23 protein-coding genes are annotated in these 24,280 nt (G+C 59.3%); 7 read left to right on the top strand and 16 right to left on the bottom strand.

Annotated elements, in window-relative coordinates; translation table 11 throughout:
* Positions 1 to 151 precede the first annotated feature (151 nt).
* Positions 152 to 574 carry a DUF4177 domain-containing protein gene (locus GOV79_RS01535; RefSeq protein ID WP_170788341.1) on the top strand — a complete coding sequence of 141 codons (423 nt, stop codon included), beginning with the start codon at positions 152 to 154 and terminating at the stop codon, positions 572 to 574.
* Here GOV79_RS01535 and GOV79_RS22295 read toward each other — a convergent pair.
* Positions 571 to 795: a GDCCVxC domain-containing (seleno)protein gene (locus tag GOV79_RS22295; protein ID WP_237217928.1), complete on the bottom strand. Its 225-nt coding sequence runs from the start codon at positions 793 to 795 to the stop codon at positions 571 to 573. The two genes, GOV79_RS01535 and GOV79_RS22295, sit on opposite strands and share 4 nt — an antisense overlap.
* 31 nt (positions 796 to 826) lie before the next feature.
* Positions 827 to 1,081, bottom strand: a complete 255-nt coding sequence (locus tag GOV79_RS01530) for a BolA family protein (protein WP_170753030.1) — start codon at positions 1,079 to 1,081, stop codon at positions 827 to 829.
* A 108-nt stretch (positions 1,082 to 1,189) separates the two neighbouring features.
* Between GOV79_RS01530 and GOV79_RS01525 the strand changes: the two genes are divergently transcribed.
* Positions 1,190 to 1,816, top strand: a complete 627-nt coding sequence (locus GOV79_RS01525; RefSeq protein ID WP_170769233.1) for a J domain-containing protein — start codon at positions 1,190 to 1,192, stop codon at positions 1,814 to 1,816.
* 5 nt (positions 1,817 to 1,821) lie between these two features.
* Here GOV79_RS01525 and GOV79_RS01520 read toward each other — a convergent pair whose 3' ends face one another.
* Entirely contained in the window at positions 1,822 to 2,592 is a 771-nt protein-coding gene (locus tag GOV79_RS01520) for a Hint domain-containing protein (RefSeq protein ID WP_170788340.1), read from the bottom strand.
* A 478-nt stretch (positions 2,593 to 3,070) separates the two neighbouring features.
* Here GOV79_RS01520 and cobS point away from each other — a divergent pair, with 478 nt between their 5' ends.
* From cobS to GOV79_RS01500, 4 genes are all read left to right on the top strand, one after another.
* Positions 3,071 to 4,054, top strand: a complete 984-nt coding sequence (gene cobS, locus GOV79_RS01515) for a cobaltochelatase subunit CobS (RefSeq protein ID WP_170769231.1) — start codon at positions 3,071 to 3,073, stop codon at positions 4,052 to 4,054.
* A 120-nt stretch (positions 4,055 to 4,174) separates the two neighbouring features.
* Positions 4,175 to 6,052: a cobaltochelatase subunit CobT gene (gene cobT, locus GOV79_RS01510; protein ID WP_170788339.1), complete on the top strand. Its 1,878-nt coding sequence runs from the start codon at positions 4,175 to 4,177 to the stop codon at positions 6,050 to 6,052.
* Between the two features lie 64 nt (positions 6,053 to 6,116).
* Positions 6,117 to 7,898 (top strand): aminopeptidase P family protein, encoded by a 1,782-nt coding sequence (locus GOV79_RS01505; RefSeq protein WP_170788338.1) that lies wholly within the window; start codon positions 6,117 to 6,119, stop codon positions 7,896 to 7,898.
* 65 nt (positions 7,899 to 7,963) lie between these two features.
* Complete coding sequence (locus GOV79_RS01500; protein ID WP_170784145.1) at positions 7,964 to 8,305, top strand: DUF427 domain-containing protein; 342 nt, start codon at positions 7,964 to 7,966, stop codon at positions 8,303 to 8,305.
* 10 nt (positions 8,306 to 8,315) lie between these two features.
* Here GOV79_RS01500 and GOV79_RS01495 read toward each other — a convergent pair whose 3' ends face one another.
* A complete protein-coding gene (locus GOV79_RS01495; protein ID WP_170788337.1) occupies positions 8,316 to 9,641 on the bottom strand; it encodes a hypothetical protein in 1,326 nt (441 codons plus the stop codon).
* Between the two features lie 501 nt (positions 9,642 to 10,142).
* On the opposite strand from GOV79_RS01495, the gene GOV79_RS01490 reads away from it, so the two are divergent.
* Positions 10,143 to 11,510: a DUF3179 domain-containing protein gene (locus GOV79_RS01490; RefSeq protein ID WP_170788336.1), complete on the top strand. Its 1,368-nt coding sequence runs from the start codon at positions 10,143 to 10,145 to the stop codon at positions 11,508 to 11,510.
* Here the strand turns inward: GOV79_RS01490 and GOV79_RS01485 are convergent.
* From GOV79_RS01485 to GOV79_RS01430, 12 genes are all read right to left on the bottom strand, one after another.
* Positions 11,507 to 13,192 (bottom strand): chloride channel protein, encoded by a 1,686-nt coding sequence (locus tag GOV79_RS01485; protein WP_170788335.1) that lies wholly within the window; start codon positions 13,190 to 13,192, stop codon positions 11,507 to 11,509. The genes GOV79_RS01490 and GOV79_RS01485 overlap by 4 nt on opposite strands.
* Positions 13,193 to 13,273: 81 nt before the next feature.
* On the bottom strand, positions 13,274 to 14,923 hold the full coding sequence (gene recN, locus GOV79_RS01480; RefSeq protein WP_170788334.1) for a DNA repair protein RecN: 1,650 nt from the start codon (positions 14,921 to 14,923) through the stop codon (positions 13,274 to 13,276).
* Positions 14,924 to 14,958: 35 nt separating this feature from the next.
* Positions 14,959 to 15,801 carry an outer membrane protein assembly factor BamD gene (locus GOV79_RS01475; RefSeq protein WP_170769223.1) on the bottom strand — a complete coding sequence of 281 codons (843 nt, stop codon included), beginning with the start codon at positions 15,799 to 15,801 and terminating at the stop codon, positions 14,959 to 14,961.
* A 127-nt stretch (positions 15,802 to 15,928) separates the two neighbouring features.
* Positions 15,929 to 16,849, bottom strand: a complete 921-nt coding sequence (gene lpxC / locus GOV79_RS01470) for a UDP-3-O-acyl-N-acetylglucosamine deacetylase (RefSeq protein ID WP_170784136.1) — start codon at positions 16,847 to 16,849, stop codon at positions 15,929 to 15,931.
* A gap of 213 nt (positions 16,850 to 17,062) precedes the next feature.
* Positions 17,063 to 18,661: a cell division protein FtsZ gene (gene ftsZ, locus GOV79_RS01465; RefSeq protein WP_170788333.1), complete on the bottom strand. Its 1,599-nt coding sequence runs from the start codon at positions 18,659 to 18,661 to the stop codon at positions 17,063 to 17,065.
* A gap of 350 nt (positions 18,662 to 19,011) precedes the next feature.
* The gene (locus tag GOV79_RS01460) at positions 19,012 to 19,425 is read right to left on the bottom strand and encodes a hypothetical protein (RefSeq protein ID WP_331252248.1); all 414 of its coding nucleotides are present in this window, start codon (positions 19,423 to 19,425) and stop codon (positions 19,012 to 19,014) included.
* Positions 19,412 to 20,746: a cell division protein FtsA gene (ftsA, locus tag GOV79_RS01455; RefSeq protein WP_170788617.1), complete on the bottom strand. Its 1,335-nt coding sequence runs from the start codon at positions 20,744 to 20,746 to the stop codon at positions 19,412 to 19,414. The genes GOV79_RS01460 and ftsA overlap by 14 nt, the downstream gene beginning before the upstream one ends.
* Before the next feature lie 8 nt (positions 20,747 to 20,754).
* Positions 20,755 to 21,756 carry a cell division protein FtsQ/DivIB gene (locus tag GOV79_RS01450; RefSeq protein WP_170788331.1) on the bottom strand — a complete coding sequence of 334 codons (1,002 nt, stop codon included), beginning with the start codon at positions 21,754 to 21,756 and terminating at the stop codon, positions 20,755 to 20,757.
* Positions 21,744 to 22,667, bottom strand: coding sequence for a D-alanine--D-alanine ligase (locus tag GOV79_RS01445; protein WP_170769218.1), 924 nt, complete (start codon positions 22,665 to 22,667; stop codon positions 21,744 to 21,746). Before GOV79_RS01445 ends, GOV79_RS01450 begins: the two co-directional genes overlap by 13 nt.
* Positions 22,668 to 22,769: 102 nt before the next feature.
* Positions 22,770 to 23,696, bottom strand: a complete 927-nt coding sequence (murB, locus tag GOV79_RS01440) for a UDP-N-acetylmuramate dehydrogenase (protein ID WP_170788330.1) — start codon at positions 23,694 to 23,696, stop codon at positions 22,770 to 22,772.
* 45 nt (positions 23,697 to 23,741) lie between these two features.
* Positions 23,742 to 23,996, bottom strand: coding sequence for a DUF2484 family protein (locus tag GOV79_RS01435; RefSeq protein WP_170784125.1), 255 nt, complete (start codon positions 23,994 to 23,996; stop codon positions 23,742 to 23,744).
* Positions 23,993 to 24,241, bottom strand: coding sequence for a DUF2484 family protein (locus GOV79_RS01430; RefSeq protein WP_170788329.1), 249 nt, complete (start codon positions 24,239 to 24,241; stop codon positions 23,993 to 23,995). Before GOV79_RS01430 ends, GOV79_RS01435 begins: the two co-directional genes overlap by 4 nt.
* Positions 24,242 to 24,280: the final 39 nt, after the last annotated feature.

Here is a 24,280-nt window from a genome sequence, read left to right as displayed (position 1 = left end):
GAAATTGATGAAAGGGCGGCAGAGGGCATACCCACTGCCGCCTTTCTTTTGCGCTGTGTCCGGGCAACACAAGCCGGGCACCACGCGAAGGAGACTTTCCCAATGGCCTCAAAATGCTAGATTGCCGGGAACGAACAGGTAGGAAGATCCGATGCCGCGCTACGAATACAAAGTCGTCCCCGCCCCGCAGAAAAGCGGCAAGGCCAAAGGGGCCAAAACCGCCGAGGACCGGTTTGCGGCCTCGGTCGAACAGGTGCTCAACCAGATGGGGCAGGACGGCTGGGAATATCAGCGTGCGGAATTACTGCCCAGCGAGGAACGAACGGGTCTGACTGGCTCAACCGTGAACTGGCGCAATGTTCTGGTGTTCCGGCGCGAAATCGAACCAAGTTTCGTCTCTACCCGCGGCCCGACGGAAACACCCGAAGGCGTCCCCTTGGCCCAGCCTGTTCCGGGCCCCGAAATGGTCGTGGTCCCGGCCCCGATTGCGGAAGAGGTGAAAGAGCCGCCGCTGTCGTTGAAAGGCTCAGAAGCCGTTCCCGAGCCGCAGGAAAACTCTGAACCGAAGGCCTAAGCGCAGCAGGAATTGCCCTCTTGGATCGGTGGGCAAGGCACTGTCGCGTACGAACAAAAGACGCAACAGTCGCCGTTCAGAGGTTTCAGCACTGTCTGACAGGACTTGCATTCATAGAACCACTGGCACGCATCTGTGGGCATGGTTTCCGTCTCGACATGCCCGCAGGACGGGCAGGTCAGAGCGGATTCGAGTGTCACTTTTGTTTGCGATCCGTCCATGTTCACCTCGGTTTCCGCCATCTTGGCGCTTTCACACCCCGATATCCAGCGCCAACGCATGGATACGCGGCACGATGTCCCCCAGCGCCTTGTGAACGGCGCGGTGGCGGGCGACGCGGGATTGGCCTTCGAACGCGGCGGCGCGGATGCGGACGTTGAAATGGCTCTCGCCGCCTTCCTGAAAGCCCGCATGGCCCCGGTGGCTTTCACTGTCATCCACCACCTCCAGCTCATGCGGGTCAAAGGCGGATTGCAAGGCGGTGCGGATTTCGTCGGTCACGGTCATTTTTATGCTCAGCGGCAAAAATTTTACCGCCTCCCCTCTTCTACTTTCGGCTGCTTAGACTAAACTGCTGCCTCCGAGTCGAGAAGATGCGTTCTTAAGGATCACAGCATGACGAAATCAGACCCTTTCGGATTCGATATGTCCGTCTCCAGCGCCAAGAAAAAGAACCCGCGCGGGCGTCGGGGGATGTCGGGCGCGTCTGAGACCTCAGTCCGAATCTGCGATCATGAAGGTTGTGAAGAGGCGGGCAAGTTTCGCGCGCCCAAAGCGCCGGATGTGCTGGACGATTTCTTCTGGTTCTGCCAGCAGCACGTGCGCGAATATAACCAGAAATGGAATTTCTTCGACGGCACGACTGAAGCCGAGATGAACGCGCAACGCTCGAAGGACAAGGTTTGGGAGCGTGAAACCAAACCCATGGGCGACCCCGAGGCGCGTGCCTGGGCCCGTCTGGGCATCGAAGACCCGCATCAGGTTCTGGGCGCAAATGGCACGCAGAACAAGGGCCGCACGGCGGGCACAGGTGGCCGCCGCCTACCCCCGACCGAGCGCCGCGCGATTGAAATCCTTGAAGCCAATGACAGCTGGTCCAAGGCCGAAGTGCGTAAAGCCTACAAGAAACTGATCAAGGTGCTGCACCCCGACATGAACGGTGGTGACCGCAGCCAGGAAGAACAGTTGCAAGAGGTCGTCTGGGCCTGGGATCAGATCAAGGACAGCCGGAATTTCAAGTAACGCCTCTATGCACTTAGAGACGCCTTTAACGCTTGTGCTTCCTGACGTTTCAAGCAGCGTATGCGCGTTTGCTTCCATCCGAAAGCATCACTACGGAGTTCTGGGAACAGCGACACCAGTTCCTGCACGTCTTCACGATCGAATGACATTAAAGCGATTTCGCCCAGAAACAGGCTTTCTGTTGGCAAACCGTTCGATGTCAGGATCGTGTGGCGACTACATGCGACGTGAAAGTACGTAACAGGCTCATCCAAGTGCACCTGACGTATGGTCTTGTCGTTGACCAGATGAATGGCCGCTGCGAATACCTGAGGTTCTCCGTAAAGCAGTTCAGCACGCCATCCCTCCAAAACAATGCGATGCTGTGGTGAGACGTACAAGTCGCGGTTCGGTAAGCCGTCTCCGAATGATCCTTCTTGAATGCAAACCGGGCGCATATGGGGGGTTCGTTTCAATACTTCCGCGCCAAGGGTTTTTTGGCCAATCCATACTATGGGCAATAGTTCACCGCTTGATGTTCGGACTTTGTCCCCAACAACAAGGTCTTCGACGAGACAAGGACCATGTTCGGTCTCAATCAAAGTGCCTTTTACGAAACAGGGAACTGTACCTGCCGGCAGCGCAACTGTGACAATGAGCGAGTCGTTGTTTCCATTTCCGGGTCCTGTCGAAGCGAATATTTCAAGAGTGAGTGACGTGTTCGGTGGGATAACGGCCCCTTCGGTTAGCTCGACAGTCAAAACTCCGCTTGATGAAATCGAAACGGTGTAATCCATCGGGTCTAATCCACCGGTCCCAGAAACGACCACACTCCAGGATGCTCCAGATTTCGTCGCAAAATATTGCTGCATCACAGTGGACGATCCACTGGGAATCGAAAGCGAAGAAGGGCCGATTATCGAAAGCGCCATCTAGATCTTTACCGCTAAACACAACAACGGACACAAGTTTTGCCCAAACATAAGGTTAGTATGCCAATCATATCACAACATAGCAATGTGATCCTGCATCGAATTGAGGCAAACAAAAACTGGAGAGTAAGGCCCCGATCTTCGGCATTCCAACAGCCGTTCAGCCTATTGCATGGGCTTGAATCGAAATCTGTGCATTTGGGTATCACGACGTTTTTTGGGGAAAATCCAGCAGGACACACGAACCGAGCGGCTTTTCCTTGCCCTTCCACGGAATATGTTGCACCACACACAGGTTCGAAAGCCCGCGCGAGGCTGAGGTATCAAGATAAGGACGACAGGCATGGATTGGCCGATTGACGCAAATGCACATCCTTCAGAAGAGATTTCGGTCCGCGAAGTGTTCGGCATCGACACCGATATGCAGGTCAAACGCTTTTACGAAACAACCGAACGGGTTCCCGAGATTGACTCGACTTACAAGTTTGATCCCGACACGACCCTCGCGATTTTGGCAGGTTTTACCCATAACCGCCGGGTGATGATCCAAGGCTATCACGGTACAGGTAAGTCGACCCATATTGAACAGGTCGCTGCACGCCTGAACTGGCCTGCAGTGCGGGTCAACCTCGACAGTCACATCAGCCGGATCGACCTGATCGGCAAGGACGCAATCAAACTTCGCGACGGCGTTCAGATCACCGAATTCAGCGAGGGCATCCTGCCCTGGGCTTTGCGCAACCCGGTTGCGATCGTCTTCGACGAATACGATGCCGGGCGAGCCGACGTCATGTTCGTACTTCAGCGTGTGCTTGAGGCAAACGGAAGCCTCACCTTGTTGGACCAGAACGAGATTCTGACACCGCACCGCTATTTCCGCATGTTCGCCACCGCCAACACCGTTGGCCTGGGCGACACCACCGGTCTTTACCACGGCACCCAACAGATCAACCAAGCGCAGATGGACCGCTGGTCTTTGGTCGCAACGCTGAACTACTTGAGCCACGACGCCGAGACGATGATCGTCTTGTCCAAGGCTCCGCATTACAACACCGCCGAAGGCCGCAAGATCGTCAGCCAGATGGTGACCGTGGCTGACCTGACCCGGACCGCTTTCATGAATGGCGATCTGTCCACGGTCATGAGCCCGCGGACAGTGATTAACTGGGCCCAAAACGCCGAGATTTTCCGCAATGTTGGCTACGCGTTCCGCCTTTCGTTCCTGAACAAGTGTGACGAATTGGAACGTCAGACCGTTGCTGAGTTCTACCAGCGTTGTTTTGACGAGGAATTGCCTGAAAGCGCAGCGTCTGCCAGTGTCGGATAAGCTGAGAATTGCGCCCATATCCGGCGCAATGCCTCCGGCGGGGATATTTTTGGCCATATGAAGGTGGATCCCGTTGCGCTTTTTGCCTCTGGGTTTGCATAGAATAGAGGGCGTCCGAACATGGTGCAGAAGAACGACAATCCTGCTGATCCGTTCAAGAAGGCCTTGGCCGAGGCCACCAAGGTCATGGCCGACGATCCGGAGTTGAGCGTTTCCTACACTGTTGACCCCTCGGGCTTGTCGGGCGAAGCGATGCGCCTGCCGCAGGTCAGCCGCCGCATGACCCGTGAAGAAGTCTTGCTGGCACGCGGCACGGCGGATGCCTTGGCCTTGCAGCGTCGGTATCATGACGACGCGACACACGCACGCTATGCGCCTCCGGGGGATATGGCGCGGGACCTGTACGAAGCAATGGAGACCGCCCGGTGCGAGGCAATGGGCGCGCGCGATATGCCCGGCACCGCCAGCAATATCGACGTCAAGATCGCGCATGAGGCGATCCGGCGCGGCTATGACCAATGCAAGCAACCTGCCGATGCGCCCTTGTCGGTTGCGGCAGGGTATCTGATCCGGCATCTGGCCACGGGGCGCGATCTGCCTCCGGCGGCGGAAAACATCATGAACCTGTGGCGCGGGTTCATCGAGGAACAGGCTGGTGGCGTTCTCGAGAACATTGGTGAGGTTCTTTCGGATCAAGCCGAGTTTGCCAAATTCGCGCGTCAAGTGATCAAAGACCTGGGCTATGGTGACCAGCTGGGCGATGACCCGGATGAGTTGGATGACGAGCAGGAAGATCAGGCCGAAGAGGACGCTGAAGAGCAGCCTGACCCCGACAGCACCGGTCAGGATGAACAAGACGAGCAGGACGCTGACGCCACGCCGGAACAGAGCCAGGAAGAGCAGCAGGATCAGTCGCAGGCCCAGGTCTCGATGGAAGAGATGGCTGATGAAGAGATGGGCGACGAGGCTGAGATGCCCGAAGGGGAGGCTCCGCTGGAGCCCCCGGCGCCACCGCCAGCTTCGGATGCGGACCCGGATTATAAGGTTTATCTGAACACCCATGACGAGGAGATCGCGGCCGAAGATCTGGCCGAACCGGCCGAGTTGGAACGGTTGCGCGCTTATCTGGATCAACAGCTAGAGCCGCTAAAGGGCGCAGTGAGCCGGCTGGCCAACAAGTTGCAGCGCCGCCTTCAGGCGCAACAGAACCGCAGTTGGGAATTCGATCTGGAAGAAGGCATTCTGGACGCCAGTCGTTTGGCTCGGGTGGTGGCGAATCCGACCACGCCGCTGAGCTTCAAGATGGAAAAGGACACCGAGTTCCGCGACACCGTGGTGACGTTGCTGCTGGATAACTCCGGCTCGATGCGCGGGCGTCCGATCTCAATCGCTGCGATCTGTGCCGATGTTCTGGCGCGGACGCTGGAACGCTGCAACGTCAAGGTCGAGATTCTGGGCTTTACCACCCGTGCATGGAAGGGTGGGCAGGCACGTGAGGCGTGGTTGAACGACGGTCGCCCGCAGCAGCCGGGGCGTTTGAACGATCTGCGCCACATCATCTACAAGGGGGCTGATGCGCCCTGGCGGCGAGCGCGCCCAAATCTGGGCCTGATGATGAAAGAAGGCCTGCTGAAGGAAAACATCGACGGCGAAGCGCTGGAATGGGCCCATCGCCGGATGATGATGCGGCGCGAACAGCGCAAGATCCTGATGGTGATCTCGGACGGGGCGCCGGTTGATGATTCAACGCTCAGCGTGAACCCGGCGAACTATCTGGAAAAGCATCTGCGCGACGTAATCGCCATGGTGGAAAAGCGCAATATGGTCGAACTGCTGGCCATCGGGATCGGCCATGACGTGACACGGTATTATGACCGTGCCGTCACGATTACCGATGTCGAACAGCTTGCCGGTGCAATGACCGAACAGCTTGCCGCCCTCTTCGACAATGACCCAAGGGCGCGCGCCCGTGTGATGGGTATGCGCAAGGTCGGTTGAACGCGGCTTTGGCCTGTCGTTGTCATAAATCGAAGGGCACGGCCCTGAAGTGATGAGGTAATAAATGTTCCAATCCTTTGCCGTAACCGCGCGCCCCGAACAAGGGCCACCCCGGTTGGCCGCTTTGCGCACAGAGATGGCTCAGGCTGGATTGGACGGGTTTTTGGTCCCTCGCTCGGATGCGCATCAGGGCGAATATGTGGCCCCTCGGGACGAGCGTTTGGCGTGGTTGACAGGCTTCACAGGATCGGCCGGGTTTTGTGTTGCGTTGACCGATGTCGCCGGGGTGTTCGTCGATGGGCGCTATCGCACGCAGGTCAAGGCACAGGTCGCGCCGGAATATACTCCGGTCAACTGGCCCGAAACCACCCTGAGCGCGTGGTTGAAGGATCAGTTGCCCCAAGGTGGCAAGGTGGGGTTCGATCCCTGGCTGCACGCGGCGGCTCAGATCGCCGGCGCGCAAAAGGATCTGGCAGGTACCGGGATTGAGCTGGTGCGTTCTGCCAATCTGGTTGACAGCATTTGGGACGATCAGCCTGCCCCGCCGATGAACCCAGTCAAGGAGCACCCGCTTGAATTTGCGGGCGAGACCTCGGACAGCAAGATCGCTCGGTTGGCCGCCGCACTGCGTGACGCGGGATGTGGGGCAGCCGTGATCACTTTACCGGATTCGATCATGTGGCTGCTGAACGTGCGTGGCTCGGATATCGGATATAACCCCGTGGCCCATGGGTTTGCCATTTTGCATGCAGATGGAGGTGTCGATCTGTTCATGGCGGCAGAGAAACTGTCTGCGCCCTTGGAGCCTCAGGTTCGGCTACGCGCGCCCGAGGCGTTTCTTGACGCTGTTGCCGCGCTGGAGGGGCCGGTACAGGTCGATTTGGGAACGCTGCCGCAGATCGTGGCAGATACATTGCAGGACAAAGCCATAGATGCTGGCGATCCCTGTGCCTTGCCCAAAGCCTGCAAGAACCCAGCCGAGATCGCGGGCAGCGCCGAGGCGCATTTGCGCGATGCCGTTGCCGTGGTCGAGACATTGTGCTGGCTGGACACGCAGCACCCCGGCAGTGTGACCGAAACGCAGGTGGTGACGCGGCTGGAGGACAACCGCCGCAAGGACAACGCGCTTCAGGATATCTCGTTCGACACCATCGCGGGCACCGGTCCCAATGGAGCGATCATGCATTACCGCGTGACCGAAGAAACCGATACCCTGCTGGAAAACGGCCATATTCTGGTTCTGGACAGCGGCGGTCAGTATCTTGATGGCACCACCGATATCACCCGGACCATCGCCATTGGCGAGGTTGGGAACGAAGAGAAAGCCTGCTTTACCCGCGTTCTAAAAGGCATGATCGACATGTCGATGCTGCGCTGGCCCGTGGGCTTGGCCGGACGAGATATCGAATGCGTGGCGCGAACGCCCTTGTGGGCGGCGGGGCAGGATTTCAACCATGGCGTCGGCCACGGCGTGGGCGCGTATCTAAGCGTGCACGAGGGCCCTCAGCGCCTGTCGCGCGTCAGCCATGTGCCCTTGAAGCCGGGCATGATCCTGTCAAACGAGCCGGGCTATTACCGCGAAGGGGCTTTTGGCATCCGCATCGAAAACCTCTTGGTGGTGCAAGAGGCCCCTGCCCTACCCGGTGGCGACGACGAGCGGGCGATGTTGAACTGGCGAACGCTGACATTTGTGCCCATCGACCGTCGGTTGATTGTGGTCGAAATGCTCAGCGCGGCTGAGCGCGACTGGCTGAACGCCTATCACCGCGACGTTACGGAAAAAATCCGACCCAGGCTGGGCCCAGCCGCGCAACTGTGGTTGGATGCCGCAACCGCGCCGATCTGACACAAGACTGTCACACTCACAGGGCAGAGGAGAGGCCCGAAACAACTTAAGGGGAAGGAATATCTATGACCGAGATCACCATCAGCAAAGCGTCTGGCAAGTGGAGCGTACGTTCGGGCGGTGCCATTTTGGGCGAAACCACCAATGCGCTTGAACTGCTGGAAGGTGATTTGGAACCGGTCATCTACTTCCCCCGCAGCGATATCGCCATGGCCTTTCTGGACCGCACGGACAAAAGCACCCATTGCCCGCATAAGGGCGACGCCACGCATTTCTCGATCGTCAATAAGTCCTCAACTACAGAAAACGCGGCTTGGAGCTATGAGGACCCAATCCAAGCCGTGGCCGAGATCAAGGATCACATCGCGTTCTATCGCCTCGAGTCGGTCAAGGTCGAACAAATTTAGGACGACCGGGCTAAATCGCCCTCCGCATTGCTTGGTTTGCCTGAAGGTCGTGCCGTACCCGTGCAAAAGCTTGTGCCATCGACGTCAATGTATGCGGAGGGCATCCGATCCTTTGCAAACATGAGGCGTCGACAACCCGAACTAAACCGCTAAATGCCGATCGCACCACATCATCGACTGGGTCTTCTTTCGGGCCGAAAGTCAGGTCGTGGTAGTGGAACCCTTGACCCGGTGCAGTTGTCCCAAGCGTGTGGCGCACCCTATGCGCTGACAGCCAATCCAACAGGCGCTGCAGCTGCGTGTCACCGTCAGGGTCAGGTAGTCGAACAGCTTCGACCGTTGTATGGTGCAGATCATAGCGCAATTGAACCTGTGTTCTGGGGGTCCATATCCGAACGGGTTGGACGAAGTCGATCAGGCGACCGATGCGCTTGCCCCTCAGATGCGGCCCCAGTCCGAAAGTGGCCGTCAACAAACTGATCGGCGCCTGTGACACCGCGTAGACTGAGGCGAACATATCACAGCGCCCATCCACCTTGTGTTTCAACGTCAGCGCATTGAAATTCCCCCGATCCGCGTAGCTGCGGGCCGAGCCCAAAGCGCGATCCAGTCGAAAGCAGTTGATCGTATAGGGCGCGTGGTCGCGAAACATTAGTCGGTCGAGTTGCGATACGCTGCGCATCAGCAAGCTGGCTGTGCCCCACACACCTGCCGCCAGAAAGACACAGCGTGCCTGAAGCACATTGCCTCCGTCCAGTTCTATTGAGACCAGCCCCTCGCGGGCCTCAATCCGATGCACCCGCCCATCAATAGGTTCGGCTTGCTCAAGCTCATTCAGACGCGCCTTGAATGCCAGGGCCATGGCATCAAGCCCGGACCCCGGTGCCTGCGCGGTTCCGGTCAACAACCGTGGAGCGCTTTTTTCAAATCCGTTGTCCAAACGCTCTCGCCGGACACCGCCAGTTATTTCGAGGTCGGCCTGCACCGTATCGCAGGCGGCACTGTAATCCTTCCAGCTTTCAAGAAAAGGGCCGTCGCCCCAGGGATCACCGCTGTCATAGAGCTGCAACTGCTTGCCCCAATAATTGGCCAATCCCCCAATCTCGGCTGAAGAAAACAGTGGTGGTGCTCCCTCGGACACAACGGTGCGTTCCGTCAGGTGCGCAGGTTGTTGGCGCTCATAGGCGACCGAAACAATTTTGGGCGGACCTTCGACATTGGTGCGTTTGGTTGCTCCGGTTATGACCGCTATAGATAAAGCCTGCCCGCGCATTGCGGTCAGCGCGGCGTAGGCGGCGGGTCCCGCCCCTATGACGGCAACATCAAACACGCGCATCTGCTTGCCCCCAGCGGTGCAAACCACAATCACAGCCCGGAACAGAAACCGGGCAACCGCCCAAGATCACAAGCAAATTTCTGCCGATGGGGCTGATCACTGTGGACTTACTCATCGCGCACCAGCAAAGGGACCGGACAACAAGCAGGGGTTGCACACACTATCGCGGAACCAACGCACGTGTGCGTTAGGGGCCACGGGGGCCCGCAAAGAGAGGTTCTTCAAATTCATTCGCGTATTGCCTCCAACTATATGAGTTTAGGCACAAAATCAGATCAGTTGTATCAGGTGGCGCAAACTTCTGCGTCGTCAATTCACCAAAAACCCGGAAATAATCAGGTTGTATTTCTCAAATCGAAACCGGGTCGCTTTCCGTAATCTTACCGACAAAACCGGTTTTCGATCAAGGAAGCGGCCGCTCACGCCCGGTTCACGCGCCTGTTGAATGCATTTTAGGTCGCGGCAAGGCAGAATACGCGCGATCATCAGCCGGAGGATGCAATGTCAATAACGCGCCGCAATTTTGTAGGATTACTTGGGGCCGCAACAGCCATGCCCGGTGCCCTGTCTGCGCAAACGGACCCTGTGCTGGACGCGGTTCGGTCCACGCTTTACAGCAGTCGCACGGATTTCGAGAAAAGCATGAAATTTCTGGTCGAGCGCGGCAGCCCTGACGTCGTGCCCGCCCTCCTGACCGCCATGCGCTATGGCCGTCGCCGCAGCGATGACATCACCCAGGTCATGCGCACCCTCACCGGCGAAGATATTGGTACCGACTGGTTCGACTGGATGATCTGGCAGGAAAAGAACCCGCAAGTCGTGCCTCACCCCTCGCTTATCCCGTTCAAGCGCGAAGTGTTGCTGGGCATCGACCAGAATTTCGACGATTTCCTGCGGCCCGAATATCTGCAACGCGACAAGATGAAGATCCGGTTGGAAGAAATCACATGGGGCGGTGTTCAAAAGGACGGCATCCCTTCGTTGGACAATCCCAAGCTGATCTCTGCCTCGGATGCGGATTATCTGAAGGACGGCGATCTGGTCTTTGGTGTTTCGATCAACGGGGATGAGCGCGCCTATCCGCTGCGCATCATGGGCTGGCACGAAATGTTCAACGAAGTGATCGGAGGCGTCCCGGTCGCACTGGCCTATTGTACGCTCTGCGGGTCGGGCATCTTGTTTGAAACCCAGGTTGAAGGACGGCGGAAGCCCTTTGTCTTTGGTTCATCGGGCTTCCTGTACCGTTCGAACAAGCTGATGTTTGACCGCGAGACCCATTCGTTGTGGAACCAATACACCGGCAAACCGGTCGTCGGCCCTCTGGTCGACAGCGGGATCGAGTTGAAACAGCGCCCTGTGGTCATCACCACATGGCAAAGCTGGAAGGCGTCGCATCCCAAGACCCAGGTTCTGTCGCTCAGCACCGGCCACCGGCGCAACTATGGGTCGGGTGTGGTATATCGCGACTATTTCGCCTCGTCCGAGTTGATGTTTCCGGCGCTGGTCGATCAGTCGCTGCACCGGCAGAAGGACTATGTCTTCGCCATCCGCCAGTTCGGTGCGGCGCGCGCATGGCCGCTGGATGCGTTCAGCAACACGCGGGTGATCAATGACGCGATTGCCAACCGGCCCTTGGTGCTGATCGGCAACCCCGACAAACGCGCCGTTCGCGCCTATGAGCGCAAGTCCAACCGCTTTACCGCGTCAGATGGTGGGCTGGTCGACCAGAAGGGCGGAAAGTGGCGCCTGACCGAAGAGGCGCTGGTCGGGCCAGACGGCACAGAATTGCCGCGCGTGGCCGGACATATCTCGTACTGGTTTGCGTGGGACAATTATCTGGGTGACACAGCGACGGTCTATCGCGGCTAGGAATGTTCCTCGGCCGCCGTGGCAGCCAGCGCGCGGTTATAGGCTTTCAGCGCATCAATGTGGAACAGCGCGCCGACCGGGTTTTCGCAGCCGTCTTCGTCAATGATCACGACCGGGATACAGGGAATGTCGTCCCGGTCGAAATAGGGCATCGCCGCCTCAAGCGTAGCGCTGGCCTTGACACAAAGGCCTTGTTGGATCAGCGCCTGCGCCTCTTCCCTGGTGATCGAGCGCGGATCGCCAATCGGGCGCATCACCGCCCCCGCCCGCAGCATCGCCAGCAGATAGGCCTGTGGCCCCGCGGCCAGATGCACGTCACGGCGTTCCAACTGTGTCAGGAAGAATGACCGGTCCACAAGGCGCGAGGCCAGTGCGGTGGACATCGAGACCGAGACCATCACCGCCAGTCCGATCTGCCATTCACCGGTCAATTCAAACACAATCAACGTGGTCGAGATCGGCGCGCCCAACACAGCAGCGGCCACCGCGCCCATCCCGGCAAAAGCATAAAGCGACGGTGTCCCCGACACATCCGGCAACACCCCCGTAGCAATCCAGCCAAAGGCCAACCCGGTTAATGCTCCTACCATCAAAGAGGGCGAAAAGACCCCTCCACCCATACGTCCGCCCATTGTGATCGCCAAGGCGACAGTTTTGATAACGGCAAACAGGATCGCGGCAGACAAAGTCAGATCCCCGGCCAAAGCGCGGATCGTGGTCTCATATCCAACGCCAATGATATGGGGAAACCAGATCGCAATCAGACCCAGCATCGCCCCGGACACCGCAGGGCGCAGCCATCCCGGAAGGGATAGGCGGTTTTGGATATGGTTGCCGATATCCTCAGCGAAAAAGATCGATCGCATCAGCAGCAACGCCACCAGCCCGCACACAAGGCCCAGGATCAAAAAGGCGGGCAGTTCCACATAGAATTGCAGCGTTCCGGGCGTGTCCAAAGTAAACTCGGTCACGTCGCCATATTCCAGCCGGTTGATCACCGTCCCCGCAACCGAAGCAATCACGATGGGCGCAAACGCATGCACAGCAAAGTGCCGCAGCACGACCTCGAGCGCAAACAATGCGCCGGCGATGGGTGAGTTGAAGCTGGCTGAAACCGCCGCCGCCACCGCGCAGCCCAGCAGGTCACGACCGGTGATCCCGTCGGCATGGATACGATTACTGACCCAGGTCGAGATCACCCCGGCCATGTGCACAACTGGCCCTTCTCGCCCTGACGAGCCACCAGTGCTAAGCGTGATCAGCGAGGCAAACAGAGACGCGACTCCGGCCTTCCGCTCGACCCGACCATCGGTCAGCGCCGCTCCTTCGATCACGTCCGCGACCGAGCGCACCCTCCCGTCATCGGTGAACCTGTGCAGGATGATCCCCACGATTAGACCCCCGACAATGGGGGTGATCAGGATCATGAACCAAGGCAACATCTCGGCGTGGCTGTGGAGTAGTAGGATGTTTTCCGTATCATAGACCCAAGCTTGCAACGCGCGGATCGCCTTGCGAAATCCAAGCGCCATGAACCCGGCTGCGATCCCGATCACAAGCGCGATAAGCCAGAACTGAAACTGGCTGGGTCCGCGCCGCCGCATCACCCGCCATGCATCCTTTATGGCGGCCAAAGCCTGATGCAGCTGGTTGCGCAAAACGGTGCGGGTTGATTGGCTCATGTGCCCTCGGGGGATCAGTACCTACCCCTTACTAAGCTACGGGCGGCACGGATAAAAGCGGGATCGCGCAGGTGAGAAGGTCTATGCGTCCAACAGGGCACGCGCGGCGGCGCGCGCCTCGTCCGTGATGGTGTCGCCTGCAACCATGCGGGCGATCTCATCCACCCGGTCCGGGTCGGCCAACGGGATGACGGTCGACAGAGTTTGCCCCTCGGTGACTTGTTTTTGAACCCGCCAGTGATGTGCCGCACGCGCAGCTACTTGAGGCGAGTGCGTCACGACCAGAACCTGCCCGCCCTGCGCAAGCGAGGCCAGACGGCGGCCCACCGCATCGGCAGTTGCCCCGCCGACACCGCGGTCGATTTCATCGAAGATCATCGTGCGGGCGCTATCTTCGCCGGTCAGACAGACCTTGAGCGCCAGCAGGAAGCGGCTGAGCTCTCCACCCGAGGCGATCTTGTTCAGCGGACCCGAAGGTGCGCCGGGGTTGGTGGCAACGGTAAAGGCCACTGCGTCGGCGCCCTCGGGGCCGAGATCAGTGGGAGATATTTCGGTCTGAAACACCGCTCGTTCCATCTTGAGCGGCGCAAGCTCGGCCATCACAGCCGCATCCAACTGCCCCGCTGCCTGCCGGCGCGCATTACTAAGCGCTGTCGCAGCCCTGTCATAGGCAGCCTGCGCAGCCTCAACCGCAGCACGCTGATCAGCCAGATCGGCATCACCAGCGTCCAGTTTGTGCAGACGCTCACGTAGCGTATCGGCAAACGCGCCCAGATCATCGGGGGCCACGTCATGTTTGCGGCCAAGTGCGCGGATGGCGAACAGACGCTCCTCGGCCTGCTCCAATTCTGCGGGGTTGAAGTCCAAAGCTTGTAGGCAGACATTGACGCCATCCTGCGCCTCGCCCAGTTCGATCAGGGCGCGGCCAAGCGCGGCGATGGGTTCCTCTAACTGACCGCCCGCGTTGTCGGATACGCCTTCCAGCCAACGGACTGCGTCGGACATGGCGCCTTCAGCCCCGTCTCCGCCCAGCAGGTCAAAGGCCCGCGCCACGTCGTCTCGTATGCGCTCGGCTCCCTGCATCATGCGGCGGCGGGCGTCCAGTTCGGCGTCTTCGCCCGGTTGTGGGTCCAGCTTGTCTAACTCTGCCACGGCGTGACGCAAGAATTCCTCTTCCGCGCGCATAGCGGCCAAGGCAGCCTCGGTCTCGGCCAACGCTTTCCGCGCGCGCGACATCCCGTTCCAGGCCGCACGAACCGAGGCCAGATCATCCGCGACCCCGGCATAGTCATCCAGCATCGCCCGATGCCCGCGCGGGTTCAACAGGCCTCGGTCATCATGCTGACCGTGCAACTCAACCAATGTCTCAGACAACGCCCGTAACACCTCGCCCGAGCAGCGGCGGTCATTGACCCACGCGGTCTTGCGCCCCTCGGCGGTGTTCACGCGGCGCAGGATCAATTCCTCGCCGCTGGGCAATCCGGCCTCGGCCAGAATGGCGTGGGCGGGATGATCGTCCGATAGCTCGAACTCGGCCACAACCTCGCCCTGCGCAGCACCCTGACGGACCAATTCGGCGCGACCGCGCCAGCCCAGCACAAAGCCCAGCGAATCCAGAAGAATTGACTTGCCCGCACCGGTTTCACCGGTCAACGCGTTCAGGCCCGGTTGGAAGGTCAGTTCCAACCGGTCGATGATTAGCATGTCGCGGATATCAAGGGCGCGCAGCATCGGGTCTTAGCGTCCCACGCCGTTCGTCATGACGATTACAACCACTCACCTTTGACGGTCTGGCGGTAGATCTGGCTCAGCCAGTTGTTGCCCAGGCTTCTGGGTTTCAGCCCACGCGATGTCAGCAGCTTGTAGCCCGCATCATACCATTCCGACGAGCGGTAGTTGAACCCAAGGATCGCACCGGCCGACTGCGCCTCATCCACCAGCCCCAAGGACAGGTAGGACTCGATCAGACGATAAAGCGCCTCGGCGGTATGAGAGGTGGTCTGGAAATCCTCGACCACAACGCGGAACCTGTTGATTGCCGCCGTATAGTGATCCTGACGTAGATAATAACGCCCGATCTCCATCTCCTTGCCCGCCAGGTGATCAAAGGCCAGATCGAATTTCAGAACGGCAGAGGTCGCGTATTCGCTGTCCGGATAGACTTCGATCACCGTGCGCAGAGATTGCAATGCCTGAAAGGTCAGACCCTGATCGCGCCCGACCTCGTCAATCTGATCATAGTAGCTAAGCGCCAGAAGGTACTGCGCATAGGCCGCATCTTCATCCGCCGGATAGAAGTCGATGAAGCGCTGCGCAGCAGCGCGGCTTTCTTCGTAGTTCTTGTCCGAGTGATACGAGAACGCCTGCATGATCAGCGCGCGCTTCGCCCAATCCGAATAGGGATAAAGACGCTCGACTTCCGAGAAATACCACGCCGCATCGTCCGAGCGATTCTGCGACAGCTCAAACTCACCGCGTGTAAAAATTTGCTCGGGGGTAAACCCCTCAAGGTTCTGGCTGCGGTCGGCCCCTTGGCCGCCACATGCTGACAAAACTGCTGTCAGAAGAATCGCGCCCGCGAATCTGACCGCCGCCCTGGTGCCACCCATTCCGCCTATCCTTGTTGTATTACTTGTCGGAGCGAACCCCGGATTTAGGCTTGGTTTAGCACATATAATTCCGGGGCAAAACGCCTTAGTAAAGCCAGCACCGGAATTGTACGCAGAGTTGATCCAATCAGGCGACAGCCGGGATTTCGTCCCAGATCAGGCCCTGACCGGGCAAACGCGCGGCTTGTTCGGCCGTGCACAGGATCGGTCGCACTGCACCAGGTGTCTCGAAGAGGGTGCGCAGCAATGTGTTGGTCAACGAGTGGCCGGACTTGTCGCCGGTGAAACGACCCAGAATCGGACCGCCCGCGAGGTAGAGATCCCCCAACGCGTCCAGCATCTTGTGGCGCACAGCCTCATCTGCGCGACGGAACCCGCCCGGCGTCAGAACCTCGTTCCCCTGAACCACCACGGCGTTTTCTAGCGTGCCACCCAGGGCCAGACCGTTTTCGCGCATCGCTTCAACATCTATGCGACGGCAGAAGGTGCGGCAATCGCTGAGTTCCCGCGCAAACGATCCGTTGCGCATGTCCAGCGTTTTGGTCTGACGGCCAATGGCGCCATCTTCAAAATCGATGTGGAAGTCAATGATCAGACCGTCCGCAGGCGCAATCGACGCACTGGCCCCCTCACGCGAGGCAGAAACGGGCTTGAGCACCTCATAGGCCAACACCGGGCTGGCCTGACGGCGCACACCTTTGGTCATGATCCCGCGTACAAATTCGATCGAAGACCCATCCATGATCGGCACTTCGGGACCGTCAATCTCGATCAGTGCGTTGTGAACACCACAACCCGCCAGCGCTGCCATGATATGTTCGACCGTCGATACCGACACACCCGCCTCGTTCACCAGACGCGTACACAGCGGGGTCCGCTCCACCACGTCGTAAATCGCAGGGATCAGCGCATTGCCCAGATCAATATCCGTCCGTTTGAACCAAATGCCATGACCGGCGGCTGCCGGTTTGAGAACCATGTTTGCAGGCTTGCCGCTGTGCAGCCCGACACCGGTAAACGTGATCGGAGATTTGAGCGTATGTTGCAATGTGGGCCTCGGTGAGTGGTGTCCGGCCTGCTTTAGCCGTGTTGGGCATTCAGTTAAGGAACGCAGGCGAAAGGCTCAACTCACTCTTTGTAACCGAATGAAACATGAATGTAACAGATCGGCAAAACCCTGCTTACATCGGGGCATGCTGTTGTTTTGAAACGAAAAAGGGCCGCCACTAGGCAACCCTTTTTACGCATTTTGTTACCGCGGTCAGTTGGCTTGACGGCGCAAGAAGGCCGGAATTTCGATCCGTTCCTGCTCGGGATCGGCCTGATCATGGGCCGGCGCCGTGGCATCAGACTGGCGCATCACGGGCGGCTGACGCTGCGGTTGGGCCGGTGTATCCGCCGCATGACCGGTCATCCGGTCGATCAGACGGTTGAAGCCAAACCGCGGGCGATCCGCCTCGGATTGCGGCGCCGGAGCGGGCTGCGGACGCGATGCCATATGGCTGCGATCCCCCGTAGGGACGTTCTGTACAGCGGCTTGCAGACGCTGCAATGCTTCGGGCGACGGAGTGCCTGCTGCAGGCTGAGGCTGCGGCGCATAGCTTTCCGGAGCAGGCTCAACCGGCTCGGGCGTCGGCTCGAATTCGGCGACACGTGGCTGATAAGCCGGAGGCGGCAGGCCATCATCGTCCTGTTCAGCCTGAGGTTGGAAACGGGGCTCAGATGGCTCCTCTGTCGCCTCGAACAGCGACGGTTCACGCACGGGCTCGGCCTCGACCGGTTCGGCAACCGCTGCCGGGGCTTCTTCTTCAGCCGCTTCTTCTTCTGCTGAAACCGTGCGGGTCAGTGGAGCCGACATCGAACGGCGTGCAACCGGCACGTCCTCGGATTTCTCAGTGGCGTCGATGCCAGTGGCCACGACCGACACGCGCATGCCACCTTCCATCGCGGTATCCAGGGTCGAGCCGACGATGATGTTGGCCTCGGGGTCCACTTCCTCGCGGATGCGGTTGGCGGCTTCGTCCAGTTCGAAAAGGGTCAGGTCGTGCGAGCCGGTGATGTTGATCAGCACGCCTTTGGCACCCCTGAGGCTGATCTCGTCCAGCAGCGGGTTGGCAATCGCCTTCTCGGCGGCCTGAACCGCGCGATCTTCGCCGGTGGCCTCGCCGGTGCCCATCATCGCCTTGCCCATCTCGTCCATCACGGCGCGTACATCGGCAAAATCGAGGTTGATCAAACCGGGACGCACCATCAGGTCGGTTACGCCTTTAACGCCCTGATACAGAACGTCATCGGCCATCGAGAATGCCTCGGTGAATGTTGTCTTTTCATTCGCTAGACGGAACAGGTTCTGGTTCGGGATAATGATCAGCGTGTCGACAACCTTTTGCAGCGCCTCAACACCGTCTTCGGCCTGACGCATCCGCTTGGCCCCTTCGAACTGGAAGGGTTTGGTCACAACACCCACCGTCAGAACGCCCAGCTCACGCGCGGCCTGCGCGATGATCGGAGCCGCACCTGTACCGGTTCCGCCGCCCATACCGGCAGTGATGAAGCACATATGCGCGCCTGCCAGATGATCGACGATCTGCTCGATGCTCTCTTCGGCGGCAGCTGCGCCAACGGTCGGGCGCGCCCCTGCTCCCAGACCTTCGGTGACTTTCACGCCAAGCTGCACGCGTGCCGAGGATTGGCTTTGCTGCAAAGCTTGCGCATCAGTGTTGGCGACGACGAAATCCACGCCATCCAACTCTTTTTCAATCATATTATTGACGGCGTTACCACCTGCGCCGCCTACGCCAAATACCGTAATCCGAGGCTTCAGTTCATCGTGCCCGGGCATCGAAAGATTCAATGTCATGCTTCTGTCCGCCTGTTTATATGCTCCGCCAACGCGGTGTTTTTCTTACCTATCCTTAAACAATCCTACCGACCGAAACCGCAAAGGTCACGCCAAAAATCGTCAGACTCCACAAAATATGGAGGAATTAAGGCATAATCCGCCGGTATTTCGTATTGTTTGCCAGATGTTGCGGAATGAACTCAATCCAGCACAAAACATACCCCTGCACGAGGGCCGCAGGCGGTTGCGCGGACTGCGATTGAATCGTTTTTTTAGGGTGCGGAAACCTGCTCGGGTCCTCGCATAGGGCCTCTGACGGGCCTTGTGGATATCTTGCTGGATTCGACGCCTCTCCGCAAGGGAATTCTTCAACCAATAGGAGTACTTGGACAATTCAGACTGTCGTCCGAGATGCTACGCACCTCTTGAATTTCACCGTTCGTAATTTCCGCCAAACGCACCATCAGACGATCATTGTAGACAAACGGCCACCAACACACGGGGAGACCATCAGGATCGTCGTCATATAGGAAACAAACCTTACCATCAGGGGTGGTAATATGACCGTAGACACAACCTCTACCCTCCATCCGCCAGACTGAGAGACTCGGACTCAGGAACTCTTCGGTGCCGACCAGGCCACCGCCGGGCAGAAGATGGAATCGGACCGTCTTGCCTTGCACTGCATCCAGAAACGCCTCGGGCGTTATCAGGGTCTGCGCGCGGACAGACGCCGGAATCGCGGCAACCAGCGCCGCGATCAGGAGTTTACCAATTGTCACGGAACCAGCGCACGGCGCGTTTGAACGGGCGTGCGGCATAGGTATCGACGGGAATCTCGAAATCCCACCATTCATCCTGCGGATGCGCCGCAAACAGGCTGAGCCCCACCACGGATGAGAATCCTGGCCCCGTCGCCGATTGCGGCAAACCATGTACGCGCAATGGGCGGCCCAAACGCACGCGCTGGCCCAGGATCCGAGTTGCCAGCCCATCCAGCCCCATGATCTGACTACCGCCACCGGTCAGAACGATCTGTTGGCTAGGCAGATGGTCGAACCCAGCGGCGTCCAGACGAATGCGGACTTCCTCGAGGATTTCTTCGACTCGGGGACGCATGATGCCGATCAACTCGGCCCGGCTGACGGTGCGGCGGTCATGTTCCCAATCGCCGGTATCGCCACCGATGTCGATCAGGTCGCGGTCATCCGCCCCGGTCGCGTGAACGCCGCCGTTGAAGGTCTTGATCCGTTCGGCCACATTCGCAGGTACGCCAAGACCCATCGAGATATCGCTGGTCACGTGATCCCCACCCATGCGCACGCAATCGGCGAAAATCATGTGCTTTTTCATGAAGATAGACATGCTGGTGGTGCCGCCACCCATGTCAATACAGGCCGCGCCCAGCTCTTGCTCATCCTCGACCAGTGCAGAAATCCCCGACACATAGGCCGAGTTCGCGATCCCTGCCAGTTCCAAGTCACACCGCTTTATGCAGCGCACGATGTTCTGGATCGCAACCGCATCCACGGTCAGCATATGCATATCGACGGCCAGCGACTGCCCCATCTGGCCACGCGGATCAATCAAACCCGAGCGGTTGTCCAAGGCAAAATTCACAGGCTGCGCGTGCAACACTTCGCGGCCGGCACCATAGTCAGGGACATCGCAGGCGTTCAGCACCCGACCGACCTCGGCCTCGCTGACCACCTGCCCTTCCAGATCGACCTGCGCATCCAGACCGTAGGACCGAGGGTTCGCGCCAGAGAAACAGGCGATCACATGATCGACACGAATTTCGGCCATTTTCTGCGCCGCTTGCAGGGCGGTTCGAATGGCCCGTTCGGTTTCCTGCATCGCGGTGACTTCACCGAATTGCACCCCGCGTGACCGAGTCGTCGCCGCGCCGATCACCCGGAACCCGGTCTGGCCGGCCAGTGACCCGATCCCGCTATCTTCATGCAGACGACCAGCACCGTCGAACCGCAGCACAAGGCAGGAAATCTTCGAGCTGCCAACATCCAGAATGGCCACGACACCGCGCTGCATTGCCTGCCTGCGCATCTGCCGCATGGCCCGTTGGGACTGATAAAGATCGGTCATCATGGTCGTTACTGCCTGCTACTCACATCGGTTTTAGTACCCCACCAGTCGTCGCTGGCGGCTTTGGTCATTCGTATCGTCGGACGCTGGCCGAGGCGCATGTCCACAACGGCCACGTCACGTTCCAACAGGTCCTGCACTTCGTTCACCGCCAACACATGCTCCAGCGCGCGCACGGGACGTTCGGTGGGCAACATGATGCGCTGGCCGCGATCCAGAACCAAATCCCAGCGGCGCTCGCCTATGCGTACCAACCCGCGCACACGCGCACCAAGGCTGCGGGCGGTTGTCAGAAGTTGCAGTGCCTCGTCGACATGCCCATCCGCGCCTTTACCTGCAATTAGTGGCAGATGCGCATGATCCTTGCGCGAGGCGATTCGTTCCACATGTGCGCCGGTTTCGTCCAGCAACTCGGTACCGCTGCGCGTGCGCCAAACCACGACGGGCTGACGCTCGACCACATCCACCTGCAAGATACCGCCGGGGCGGATCCGAACGGTGGCGGATTTAACCGGATCAAGCCCGGTAATCGTGTCGCGGATCTGTTCGGCATCCAGGTCCCAGGAACTGATCGGAAAATCCAGCGGCACGACCTCACGGATATCTTCGGACAGGTTGGTGCCTGCCCCGTCGATCGCCATAAGATTGACCATGAATTCTGGTCGCTGCTGGATCGAGGTCTTGATGTCGTTGACATAGGCCACAACGGCCTCACGCCGATCTTCAGCACTGAAATAGAGCGTAGTGGCCGCGCAGACTGCAAACACAGGCAGGCCGTACTTCAACCCGCGCCGAATACTCGGTGTCAGCATCCAACGTTGTATACGGTAGCTCAGCCGCGATGGCGCCGGATCGAACCTCTGCGATTTACGGCCAAACAGCTTAACCCCGCCCAGCCGCAGCTTGGGCTGCGTATCGTGCCGTTCGCCCGATGCAAAATCAGCATCAGGGCCGGACGGCTGCGTGGTCCGACGAATGACGGGGGCACGGGTGGCTCTTAGCGGTCGCATGAGGCGTCCTCCACCATCCAGGCGCAAAGCTGTCCAAAACTCATGCCGCAATGCTCGGCCTGTTCGGGCACCAGCGAGGTCGGTGTCATGCCCGGCTGGGTGTTGGTTTCCAACAGGAACAGACCGTCCGCACCCATACTGTCATCCCAGCGGTAGTCGGTGCGGCTGACACCCCGACACCCCAAGGCACTATGGGCCTTCAGTGCATAGTCCATGCAGCGGTCAAAGATATCCTGCGGGATGTCGGCAGGCAGCACATGCCACGAGCCGCCGGGCTTGTACTTGGCGTCATAGTCATACCAGCCGCCATCGGTCATGATCTCGGTCACGGTCAAGGCGCGGTCGCCCATCACGGTAACAGTCAACTCGCGCCCTGCGATGTATTTCTCGACCATCACATGATCTGGCATGTCGTCGGACAGACGAGGCGGGCAATTCGCACCTTCCGAGACAATATAGATCCCAACGCTGGAACCTTCGTTGTTCGGTTTGGCCACATAGGGCGGCTCCATCGCGTGGGATGCCGCGACCTGTTGCTTGGGTAGGATCACGCTGGGAACGATCGGCAAACCTTCGGTCTGGTAGATCTCTTTGCTGCGTTGTTTGTCCATCGCCAAGGCCGAGGCCAGCACCCCGGAATGCGTGTACGGAAGGCGCATCCATTCCAACAAGCCCTGCACACAGCCGTCTTCGCCCCAGCGCCCATGCAGCGCGTTGAAAACCACATCTGGCTTGATTTCCGACAGGCGCGCAGAAAGGTCGGGACCCGCGTCCAGTTCGACCACTTCAAAGCCTTCTCCCCTTAGGGCGGCTGCGCATTCGCGCCCGCTGCTGAGAGACACCTCGCGTTCCGCCGAGGGGCCGCCCATCAATACCGCCACTTTGGGGTGTGTCCTGCTCGACTTACCCACTTAGCGCCTCAATGTCCCCGGACCTTATGTGGTGGTCCGTACTGCGTTTATGCCTTTGATCCGTCGCCTGAATTTGCCTGTTTTGGTCTGACGGTTGGGGCTTTATTCTTTCAACGGATCTCCGACCCGCATGATTTCCCACTCTAGCGTGATGCCGCTTGTTTCGTAAACCTTTTTTCGCACCTCTTCGCCCAGACCTTCAAGGTCAGCGGCAGTGGCACCGCCAGCGTTGATCAGGAAATTGGAGTGCTTCTCGCTCATCTGTGCGCCACCTTTGGTGGCCCCGCGCATTCCGGCATCGTCGATCACTTTCCACGCCTTCAGATCATGCACGTCATCCGCCCGTCCGGTCGAGGAAAACCCAGCTGGGTTGCGAAAGGTCGAACCTGCGCTGCGGTCTTTTGTGGGTTGGGTCTCATCGCGTTTTTGCAATTGCGCCGCCATCCGGTCATGCAGCGCTTGTGGATCACCCGCGGGTCCCTCGAACGTGGCCGAAATCAGCACCGCCCCATCGGGCAAATCCGACTGGCGATAGCGGAAGTTCAGGTCCTGCGGCGTCAGGTCCACGACCTCGCCCTGGCGCGTGACAATGGTGGCTCTGCGCAGCACATCCGCCGTGTAGCTGCCATAGCAGCCCGCGTTCATCCGCACCGCCCCACCGACCGAGCCCGGAATGGTCCGCAAAAACGTGAGGTCCACCCCCGCATCTGCCGCTTTGCGCGCCACATGCGCATCCAGCGCCGCGGCACCTGCTGTAACGGTGTTACCTGCGATCTCGATCCCGTTGAACCCGCGCCCTAGCCGGATCACCACGGCGCGCAAGCCGCCATCCCGGACGATCAAGTTTGACCCAACACCCATGGGGAACACGTCGAAATCTGCGGGCAGGTCGCGCAGAAACCCTTTCAGATCGTCGATATCCGCAGGTTGGAACAAGTAATCTGCTGGACCGCCGACACGAAGCCATGTCAGGTCGTTCAACGCTCGGTTCTGGGTCAGCTTGCCACGGGGTTCTGGAAGAGATGTCATTCGGGTTCCTACGCGGATTTACTTCCTCCGCGCAAGCCGTATCTGTCACTGAGCCGAACCGAGCATCCGACGTATCCAGCGCCCCAGATAAATCACCGGCCAACGCAGCACGGACATACCCATCGCCAGCACCAACAGTCCGATCCACGGGCCGTTCTGCAAGGTGACATAGCCCAATATCGGAATCCCCACCGCAATCAGGACATAGGCGCGGGTCCAGTGGTTGTCTTTGCTGGGGATCATCGCCAGCACATTCGCGGCGATTCCCCACAACGCAGCCAGCGCGATTGACCAATTCATTCCTGAACCTCCCGCCCGGTCCAACGGTGCCAGTAGTGGCGGATCGGTCTACGGAACATGGATGCAAACCCCGCGAAGGCCAGCACTGAAACGAACCAGCCGAAATCATGGCCCAACCAGACGATCAGCGCAGGGGCACTGACGAACAGCACAACGCCGGGCGGAAACTGCAGGCGCAACGGCAACATCGCCACGATGGTCGAGGCAATCACCCAAAGTCCCGCAAACACCACTGAATTTACCATGCGCCCCTCCGAGGACGTTGTTTCGCGGCTGCAAACGCT

This window comes from Ruegeria lacuscaerulensis (assembly GCF_013034745.1).
GTDB lineage: Bacteria > Pseudomonadota > Alphaproteobacteria > Rhodobacterales > Rhodobacteraceae > Ruegeria > Ruegeria lacuscaerulensis_B.
This window is presented reverse-complemented; position numbering and strand designations above follow the sequence as displayed.

Coding starts and splice junctions, on each gene's coding strand:
- GOV79_RS01535 (WP_170788341.1), top strand. CDS start 152: ATGCCGCGCTACGAATACAAAGTCGTCCCCGCCCCGCAGAAAAGCGGC.
- GOV79_RS22295 (WP_237217928.1), bottom strand. CDS start 795: ATGGACGGATCGCAAACAAAAGTGACACTCGAATCCGCTCTGACCTGC.
- GOV79_RS01530 (WP_170753030.1), bottom strand. CDS start 1,081: ATGACCGTGACCGACGAAATCCGCACCGCCTTGCAATCCGCCTTTGAC.
- GOV79_RS01525 (WP_170769233.1), top strand. CDS start 1,190: ATGACGAAATCAGACCCTTTCGGATTCGATATGTCCGTCTCCAGCGCC.
- GOV79_RS01520 (WP_170788340.1), bottom strand. CDS start 2,592: ATGGATTACACCGTTTCGATTTCATCAAGCGGAGTTTTGACTGTCGAG.
- cobS (WP_170769231.1), top strand. CDS start 3,071: ATGGATTGGCCGATTGACGCAAATGCACATCCTTCAGAAGAGATTTCG.
- cobT (WP_170788339.1), top strand. CDS start 4,175: ATGGTGCAGAAGAACGACAATCCTGCTGATCCGTTCAAGAAGGCCTTG.
- GOV79_RS01505 (WP_170788338.1), top strand. CDS start 6,117: ATGTTCCAATCCTTTGCCGTAACCGCGCGCCCCGAACAAGGGCCACCC.
- GOV79_RS01500 (WP_170784145.1), top strand. CDS start 7,964: ATGACCGAGATCACCATCAGCAAAGCGTCTGGCAAGTGGAGCGTACGT.
- GOV79_RS01495 (WP_170788337.1), bottom strand. CDS start 9,641: ATGCGCGTGTTTGATGTTGCCGTCATAGGGGCGGGACCCGCCGCCTAC.
- GOV79_RS01490 (WP_170788336.1), top strand. CDS start 10,143: ATGTCAATAACGCGCCGCAATTTTGTAGGATTACTTGGGGCCGCAACA.
- GOV79_RS01485 (WP_170788335.1), bottom strand. CDS start 13,192: ATGAGCCAATCAACCCGCACCGTTTTGCGCAACCAGCTGCATCAGGCT.
- recN (WP_170788334.1), bottom strand. CDS start 14,923: ATGCTGCGCGCCCTTGATATCCGCGACATGCTAATCATCGACCGGTTG.
- GOV79_RS01475 (WP_170769223.1), bottom strand. CDS start 15,801: ATGGGTGGCACCAGGGCGGCGGTCAGATTCGCGGGCGCGATTCTTCTG.
- ftsZ (WP_170788333.1), bottom strand. CDS start 18,661: ATGACATTGAATCTTTCGATGCCCGGGCACGATGAACTGAAGCCTCGG.
- ftsA (WP_170788617.1), bottom strand. CDS start 20,746: ATGACCGATCTTTATCAGTCCCAACGGGCCATGCGGCAGATGCGCAGG.
- GOV79_RS01450 (WP_170788331.1), bottom strand. CDS start 21,756: ATGCGACCGCTAAGAGCCACCCGTGCCCCCGTCATTCGTCGGACCACG.
- murB (WP_170788330.1), bottom strand. CDS start 23,696: ATGACATCTCTTCCAGAACCCCGTGGCAAGCTGACCCAGAACCGAGCG.
- GOV79_RS01435 (WP_170784125.1), bottom strand. CDS start 23,996: ATGAATTGGTCAATCGCGCTGGCTGCGTTGTGGGGAATCGCCGCGAAT.
- GOV79_RS01430 (WP_170788329.1), bottom strand. CDS start 24,241: ATGGTAAATTCAGTGGTGTTTGCGGGACTTTGGGTGATTGCCTCGACC.